General features: G+C 61.8%; 5 protein-coding genes and 1 pseudogene. 4 read left to right on the forward strand and 2 right to left on the reverse strand.

The window, feature by feature from the left end:
• Nucleotides 1-53: 53 nt before the first annotated feature.
• The 3 genes and pseudogenes from SPHV1_RS01155 to SPHV1_RS01165 all read left to right on the forward strand — a co-directional run.
• Nucleotides 54-683, forward strand: a pseudogene (locus SPHV1_RS01155) (TonB-dependent receptor domain-containing protein); the annotation flags it as partial.
• Between the two features lie 29 nt (nucleotides 684-712).
• Nucleotides 713-2116, forward strand: a complete 1404-nt coding sequence (locus tag SPHV1_RS01160) for an aldehyde dehydrogenase family protein (RefSeq protein ID WP_054944305.1) — start codon at nucleotides 713-715, stop codon at nucleotides 2114-2116.
• Nucleotides 2113-3771 carry an AMP-binding protein gene (locus SPHV1_RS01165; protein ID WP_054944306.1) on the forward strand — a complete coding sequence of 553 codons (1659 nt, stop codon included), beginning with the start codon at nucleotides 2113-2115 and terminating at the stop codon, nucleotides 3769-3771. The genes SPHV1_RS01160 and SPHV1_RS01165 overlap by 4 nt, the downstream gene beginning before the upstream one ends.
• 530 nt (nucleotides 3772-4301) lie before the next feature.
• On the opposite strand, the gene SPHV1_RS01170 is transcribed toward SPHV1_RS01165, so the two are convergent.
• Complete coding sequence (locus SPHV1_RS01170; RefSeq protein ID WP_197277599.1) at nucleotides 4302-4988, reverse strand: pentapeptide repeat-containing protein; 687 nt, start codon at nucleotides 4986-4988, stop codon at nucleotides 4302-4304.
• A gap of 154 nt (nucleotides 4989-5142) precedes the next feature.
• On the opposite strand from SPHV1_RS01170, the gene SPHV1_RS01175 reads away from it, so the two are divergent.
• Nucleotides 5143-6012, forward strand: coding sequence for an oxygenase MpaB family protein (locus SPHV1_RS01175; RefSeq protein WP_054944308.1), 870 nt, complete (start codon nucleotides 5143-5145; stop codon nucleotides 6010-6012).
• Between the two features lie 40 nt (nucleotides 6013-6052).
• On the opposite strand, the gene SPHV1_RS01180 is transcribed toward SPHV1_RS01175, so the two are convergent.
• Entirely contained in the window at nucleotides 6053-6520 is a 468-nt protein-coding gene (locus tag SPHV1_RS01180) for a bacterioferritin (protein ID WP_054944309.1), read from the reverse strand.
• Nucleotides 6521-6588 lie beyond the last annotated feature (68 nt).

Below are 6588 nucleotides of genomic sequence, written 5' to 3' on the forward strand. Positions count from 1 at the left end.
ATGGGCGCTGACGCCGGACACCTTCCGAGCTTTCGGTCGCCAAGGCGGAGAAGGTTACATCCTACGAAGTTGGCGCCAAGACGCAGTTCGCCGGACGGAGCGTCACGCTCAACATGGCCGCGTTCTACTACGATTACCGCAACCAGCAGTTCATCAACGTCGATCCGTCGACTGCGGCGCAGACGCTGCTCAACATTCCCAAGTCGCGGATCTATGGCGCCGAGGCGGAGCTGACCGTGCGCGCCAACGACATGATCTCGCTCCATTCGGGCGTCGGTCTGCTGTCGAGCAAGATCATCGACGGCACGGTGAGCGGGACCGTCGTCGACGGCAACCGGCTGTCGAACGCGCCCAGCCTGACCTTCAATGCCAGCCTCGACCTGACAGTGATGGACAACGATACCGGCAAGCTTAGCCTCCACCCGGAAATGGCCTACCAGTCGTCGCAGTATTTCGAGGTCATCAACGTGCCGCGCCTGCAGCAGTCGGGCTATGCCATCCTCGGCGCACACCTCGACTTCGAGACCGCCGATGGTCGCTGGACCGCCTCCATCTGGGGCAAGAACCTGACCAACAAGCTCTATTTCACATCCCGCGTCGACCTTCTGGCCGGCTTCGGATTCGACTATAACCACATCGGCACACCGCGCACTTACGGCGCCAGTGTCGGCATGAAATTCTGAGACGGACACCGTCCAGGGAGAGGACATAGATGGCTGACTATCGCATGTTGATCGGCGGCGAACTCGTCGCCGGCGACGCAACGCTCGACGTCGTCAATCCTGCAACCGGGGAGCCGTTCGCCGCAGTTCCCCGGGCCTCGCAAGCGCAGGCTGACGAAGCCATTGCAGCAGCCAAGGCCGCCCTGGCCGGCTGGGGCGAGACGCCTTTCGAAGAACGTCTCGCCTGCATCCTGAAGCTCGCCGACGCGATTGCCGCCAACGCGGACGAACTGGCCCGAGCGCTCACGCTCGAACAGGGCAAGCCACTTGCCGAAGCGCAGGGAGAAGTCGGATGGGCCGAAGGCTACCTGCGCCACTACGCGACGCTCGAACTGCCCGACCGGATCATCCAGGACGACGAGAAGGGCTACATCGCGGTCCAGCACAAGCCGCTGGGCGTGGTCGTGGGCATCACCGCATGGAACTTCCCGCTGCTGCTCGCCTGCTGGAAGATCGGCCCGGCCGTGCTCGCCGGCAATTGCATCGTGCTCAAGCCAGCGCCGACGACGCCCGTCTGTGCACTGATGCTTGGCGCGCTGTGCCGTGACGTGTTCCCGGCCGGCGTCGTCAACATCATCACCGATGCCAACGATCTTGGCCCGCACCTCACCGCACATCCGGATGTCGCCAAGATCGGCTTTACCGGATCGACGGGCACCGGAAAGGCCATCCTCGCCAGCAGTGCAGCTGGCCTCAAACGCGTTACCCTGGAACTGGGCGGCAACGATCCGGCCATCGTGCTCGAGGATGTCGATGTGCGCGCAACAGCGCAGGCGATCTTCGGCAACGCTTTTCTCAACTGCGGCCAGGTCTGCCTCGCGATCAAGCGCGCCTACGTTCATGAGGCCATCTACGATGCCATGTGCGACGAACTTGCCCGGCTCGCCGAGGAAGCCGTCGTCGATGACGGTCTCAAGCAGGGCACGCGGATCGGCCCGATCCAGAACCGCCAGCAGTTCGAGAAGGTCAAGGACTTCCTCGAAACCGCGCGCAAGGAAGGCCGGATCATCGCCGGTGGCAAGGTGCTCGACCGCGAAGGCTACTTCATCGAACCGACAATCGTGCGCGACGTGCACGACGGAGACCGCATAGTCGACGAGGAACAGTTCGGTCCGATCCTGCCGGTCATAGCCTTCCGCGACATCGACGATGTCGTGACGCGTGCCAATGCCAGCGAGTACGGGCTCGGCGGATCGGTGTGGTCCCAGGACGTTTCGAAGGCCGCCGAGATTGCCGGACGGATCGACAGCGGACAGGTCTGGGTCAATCAGCATATTGCGATCGGCCCGCACATTCCGATGGCCGGCTTCCGCAGTTCCGGGCTCGGCGTCGAGCAATCGGCCGAAGGGCTTGCCGAATATACCCAGCTCAAGGTTGTGAACATTGCACGATGAACGGGATGAGTTACGCCAAAGGACCGGTTGACACACCGCTGCTTGAAACGACCATCGGCGAGGCGCTGCGCGATGCCGCCCACCGGTGGGGCACAGGGCTTGCCCTCGTCTCGCGCCATCAGGGACTGCGCTACACCTGGCAGGAGCTTGACGAGGAGGTCGATCGCATTGCCACCGGGCTGCTGCGCCGCGGCGTGCGCAAGGGCGAGCGCGTGGGCATCTGGGCGCCCAATTGCGCCGAATGGACCGTGATCCAGTTTGCGACGGCGCGGATCGGCGCGATCCTGGTCAATATCAACCCCGCCTACCGCCTCTCCGAAGTCGAATATGCGCTCAACAAGGTCGGCTGCTCGATGCTGGTGACCGCTGCCCGGTTCAAGTCGAGCGACTACATCGCGATGCTGCGCGAACTGGGCGGAGAACGCCTGCCGACCTTGAGTCACGTTGTTTCACTTGGCGAGGAGCGCTTCGAGGGCTTCGAGCCGTGGTCAGACCTGCGCGCCGAACCTGACGCAGATCTGCTGGTGCAGGCCGCCAGTGCAATCGATCGGAACGATGCGATCAACATCCAGTTCACCAGCGGTACCACCGGATTCCCGAAGGGCGCCACGCTCACTCATCGTAACATCCTCAACAACGGATACTTCGCCGGCCGCACGATTCACCTCTCGCCCAGGGATCGGATCTGCATTCCGGTCCCGCTCTACCACTGCTTCGGGATGGTGCTCGGCAACCTCGCTGCCCTCACCAGCGGCGCGGCGATGGTCTATCCCGACGAGGCCTTCGAACCCGGAAAGGTTCTCGCCGCAGTGGCAGAGGAAGGCTGCACGGCACTCTACGGCGTGCCGACGATGTTCATTGCCGTGCTCAACCATTCCGGGTTCGGCACCTTCGACGTCTCGAGCCTGCGCACGGGCATCATGGCAGGCGCGACCTGCCCGGTCAGCCTCATGCGCGAAGTCATGGGGCAGCTCAACATGCGCGAAGTCACGATCGGCTACGGCATGACCGAGACCAGCCCCCTTACCACGCAGACGGCGACGGACGATCCGGTCGAGGAACGCGTTGCTTCGGTCGGTCGCGTTCATCCTCATGCCGAAGCGCGGATCATCGGGCTGGACGGCCAGACCCTGCCGATCGGCGAACAGGGAGAGTACTGTTCGCGGGGATATGCCGTGATGCGCGGATACTGGGAAGATCCCGAGCGCACGGCCGAGGCGATCGACGCCGAGGGCTGGATGCATTCGGGCGACCTCGCGGTGATGGATGCAAACGGATATGTGCGCATCACCGGGCGCATTAAGGACATGATCATCCGCGGCGGCGAGAACATTTACCCCCGGGAGATCGAGGAATTCCTGCTCACCCACCCCCTGATCCTCGATGTCCAGGTCTTTGGCGTCGAAGATGAGAAGTATGGCGAAGAAGTCTGCGCCTGGATCATCGCCAGACCGGACGCAGAGCTGACCACGCAATGTGTGCTGGACCACTGCAAGGGACGCATCGCCCACTTCAAGGTCCCTCGCTACGTGCGAGTCGTCGAGCGCTTCGAGATGACCGTCACCGGCAAGGCGCAAAAATTCGCCATGCGCAAAATCATGGAAGACGAGCTGAAGCGAGCGACAGGCACGCCAATCGGGTCACCCAGCAGTTAAAACGGACCTCGAGACGCTGCTGAAGTACCGAGCCCCTTCGCTTTGCATCCTGGGCGTACAAACGCGCTTCGAACAACTGGCCACGAACCCATTATATTACTGAATTTATTCTATAATTATGCTTATCCGCGCACCGATTGCAGGCGTTCTCCGTAGCATCGACGATACCCTGGACCCTATGAATGACGGAGGCGGTTAACTTTGGAAAGCTCTCGAATTGAAGCACGCAATTTAATGCGACTCACAACCTGAACAACTTTTCAACTTTTTCCTATATTAATAGAAATCCATTTTAATTGTTGCATCGCATCAAAAAGAACTCATAATCACGTCGATAGCGATCTTGCTCGCAAATTGGGGGGAGCAAGACCGTCTGGCGGGGGCCAGCAGTCACAGTTTTGACGAGGTGACCCTCCCTGGGTCATGTCTGCCGGTGGGTGGGCGTGTTCCAGGGAACGTGGAGCGGGTTCGTGAAGGGGTCCCTTCTTCTCGAACCCGCTTCATTATCGGCAATCGCCGGGCGCGCATTTCTATCGAACGTTGAGGCCCAACTCGCCCAGCAGTTGGCCTGCCTGCTCACGCGATATCGTCGCGCCGCGAAACAGGCTGGCATCGACCAGACGCACACCGCCCAGATCGGCTCCGCGCAAGTCGGCTCCGTCGAAACGCGCGCCCTCCATGCTCGCTTCACGAAGGCTGCATTCGGCAAAGTGCGCCTGCCGGAAATCGCACTTGCGCAGATCCGCCTGCGAGAAATCGGTCCGTGTGAGGTTGGCTCTGCGAAACGAATGCCCGGTCAGGATCGCGTTTACGAGCAGGGTTTCCTCGAAAGCGATATCGATACCGCGCAATTCGCTCAGGTCGGCACCGGTCAGCTTGCAACGCTCGAACCGCGCGGACTGCAGGTTCGCGCGCTTGAAGGTCGCGTTGTTGAAATCGCAGGCGACGAACCGCGCATCACTAAGGTCACTGGCAAGGAAATTGGCAAAGGCGCCGCGGCACGATTGCCAGACGGTGCCTTCGAGATTGGCGCTTGTAACGTCGGCATGGCGCAGAGTGCAGCGCTCGAACGTCCATCGCGAAAGGTCGAGCCCGGAAAGATCAACTTCCTCAAGCTCGCATTCGATGAGGACCTGCTCAGTCCCCTGCATCGCCTCTAGATCGGGTCGCGACAAGGTCTGGTCGCGCACGGCGCGATCGGAAAACAGATCATCCATGGGCAGACCCTAGCCCCTGAGCGCGTAGCGAGCCAGCAGGCCCCGCCATCTTTGACCGGATTTACCGATCCCCCGTCCGAAGTGGCAGCGCAGAAGAGAGTGCAACAGGCCCGCCCAGCTTAAATTCCGGGGCACACACCCCTATCTTGGGGGCATGGACCGCATTCGCAGATCGATCGCCGGACAAGTCCATGCCCTTATCGGTTCCGGTTCGGGCGCGATCGACAGTGAGCGGGCAGCCGGAGACCATGGGCTCTTCGGCCCATCCTCGGTGACATGGCGGGTTCACAGCGATTTCATGACGATGATGATCGGTGGCCTGTCTGCGCTGCTGCTCCAGATGCTCCACCCCCGGGTGCTTGCAGGCGTCTGGGATCACTCCAATTTTCGTGAGGATCCCTTGGGGCGGTTACGTCGGACGGCACAGTTCGTTTCCGGAACGACATATGGCTCGACTCCTCACGCCAGTGCGCTGATCGAACGGATCAATGCCATCCACGATTGCGTCCGGGGACACCTGCCCGACGGCACGCCCTATAGCGCGCGCGACCCTGAATTGGTGACCTGGGTTCATGTCACCTCGGCAACCAGCTTCCTGCGCGCCTATGTGCGCTATCGCGACCCCTTCCTGTCCTTCGCCGATCGGGACAGATACCTTCAGGAAATGTCGGAGATTGCCCGCAGGCTGGGGGCGATCGCCGTTCCGGTCAGCCTCAACCAGTGCGAGCTTTATTACGAGAATATGCGCCCGCAAATGCGTTTCGACTTGCGAACGCGCGAAGTGGCCCGTGCACTTCTGTCTCCCCGCCCGTCCCGGCTCGCTCCCCGGCTGTTTCGCACCGTCAGCAGCAAGGCGGCAATCGACCTGCTTCCCGGCTGGGCGGCCCGCATGCACCACCTTGCACTTCAGGGGCCGGAACGGCTCTTGGTGCGAAGCGGCGCCCAAGGCGCGCAGGTCTTGCTGCGCTGGGCCCTGCAGGGCGGCACCGCGCGCCGAGCGATCGAAAAATCCACCGCAAGCTAGGAGCAAGTGTGCGCGGGGGCGCATCAATGGCGCGAAGGACCTAAGCGATCTCCTCCTCCGCGAACGCATCGATATCGCCGGGTTTGCGCAGCATCTTGTCCACTTCGCTGGCGTGGACTTCCTCGCAGTAGATCATCTTGCGCGCATATTCTTCCAGCGTAACGGACTTTCCATCCACCGCCCCGAGCAATTGCCGATAAAGCTTCAGCGCCTCACCTTCCGCGGCGAGGGATTCGCGCAGGATCGCGCCGATGTCGTGTTCGTGGCTCTCCAGCAACGGCCCGATCCGCAGCGAAGGATGACTTCCCAGAAGGGTCACCATTTCGCCTGCTTCCTGAGCATGCAGCAGGGACTCGTCGGCCTGACTGCGCAACCACGAAACGATCGGGATGCGGCCAAAACCGAAGACGAGGAACGAATAGTGCGTATAGCGAACGACGCCTGCCAGTTCCTGCTCAAGAATGCTGTTCAGGAGGGCGACGACGCGCTCCTTGTCGATCTGTGGCATGGGAGTCTCCTTTCCGGTCAGATCCCCCGCGGGCCTTCGCCGAGCCTAAGAGCCCGATTCAAAAGTTC

Origin of the sequence: Novosphingobium sp. KN65.2, from assembly GCF_001368935.1 — a bacterium.
Lineage (GTDB): Bacteria > Pseudomonadota > Alphaproteobacteria > Sphingomonadales > Sphingomonadaceae > Novosphingobium > Novosphingobium mathurense.